The sequence below is a fragment of the Streptomyces torulosus genome, from assembly GCF_001419765.1.
Taxonomy (GTDB): domain Bacteria; phylum Actinomycetota; class Actinomycetes; order Streptomycetales; family Streptomycetaceae; genus Streptomyces; species Streptomyces torulosus.
Map to the genome: position 1 here is coordinate 1 of NZ_LIRK01000873.1, position 1204 is coordinate 1204.

General features: G+C 74.8%; 3 pseudogenes. All 3 read left to right on the forward strand.

Annotated features, from left to right (window positions below):
- Nucleotides 1-91: 91 nt before the first annotated feature.
- Nucleotides 92-410: pseudogene (locus tag AOK23_RS51110) on the forward strand (hypothetical protein); the annotation flags it as partial.
- Between the two features lie 2 nt (nucleotides 411-412).
- A pseudogene (locus AOK23_RS51115) lies at nucleotides 413-884 on the forward strand (DNA glycosylase AlkZ-like family protein); the annotation flags it as partial.
- Between the two features lie 2 nt (nucleotides 885-886).
- Nucleotides 887-1196: pseudogene (locus AOK23_RS51120) on the forward strand (DNA glycosylase AlkZ-like family protein); the annotation flags it as partial.
- Nucleotides 1197-1204: the final 8 nt, after the last annotated feature.

A 1204-nucleotide genomic window follows, 5' to 3' on the forward strand; every position in this document is an offset into this window, starting at 1 on the left:
GGCGTCCGGACGCCTTCGGAGGGGTGATTGTCAGTGGTGTCCGGGAGGATTGGGCGGACGGGACGACTGAGGTGCGGGTGGAGGCGGCGACATGGGGGAAGCACGGCGGTATGTCGGAGTGGCCGAGCGGCGGGCGCGGCTCGGGGCGGGGCAGCGATTGGCCGGATCCGTGCGGGCGGAGGGGCCGGAGGAGGTCGCCGACTCGCTGGTGGCGCTGCACGGCTCGGACCCGGCGACGGTGTACCTCGCGGTGGGCGCGCGGCTCACCGAGCCGGGGCGGACCGTGGCCGAGACCGAGCGGGCGCTGTACACGGACCGGACCCTGGTGCGGATGCACGGCATGCGGCACACCGTGTTCGTGTTCCCCGCCGGTCTGACCGCCGTGGTGCACGCCTCGACCGGCATCACGGNNTGAAGGACATGGCGGCGGCCGGGGCCCCGGACGCGGCCTGGCTGAAGGAGGTCGAGGAGTCGGCGCTCACCGCGCTGGCCCGGCGTGGCCAGGCGACGGCGGCGGAACTGGCCGAGGACGAGCCCCGGTTGAGGGAACGGTTCGTGTACGCGGCCGGAAAGCCCTACGAGGGGATGCACACCGTCTCGACGCGGCTGCTGAGGGTACTGGGCGTGGAGGGCCGGGTGGTGCGGGGCCGCCCGCTCGGTTCGTGGACGTCGAGCCAGTTCCGCTGGGCCGTGGCCCCCGCGCACCCCGAGCTGGATGTGGCTCAGGCCCAGGCGTCGCTCCTCGGGCGATGGCTGGCGGCGTGCGGTCCGGCGACCGAGGCCGACCTGAAGTGGTGGACGGGCTGGCGGGTCACCGAGGTCCGCCGGGCGCTCGCGGCGATCGGGGCGCGGGCCGTGACGCTGGACGAGGGCACGGGGTACGTNNCCCGACCGCGATGGGCTGGCGGGAACGCGACTGGTATCTGGCGCCGGACATGCTCCCCGCCCTGTTCGACCGCAGCGGCAACGTGGGGCCGACGGTGTGGTGGAACGGCCGCGTGGTCGGCGGCTGGGCCCAGCGGGCGGACGGCGAGATCCTGTGGCGCCTGCTCACGACGGAGGGGATCGGTACGGAGGCTCGCGGGGCGATCGCCGAGGAGGCCGAGCGGTTGCGGGCGTGGGTGGGCGAGACGCGGGTCACGCCGCGCTTTCGGACGCCGCTGGAGAAGGAGTTGGGCGGACAGGGCGCCTCATGACTCGGGGG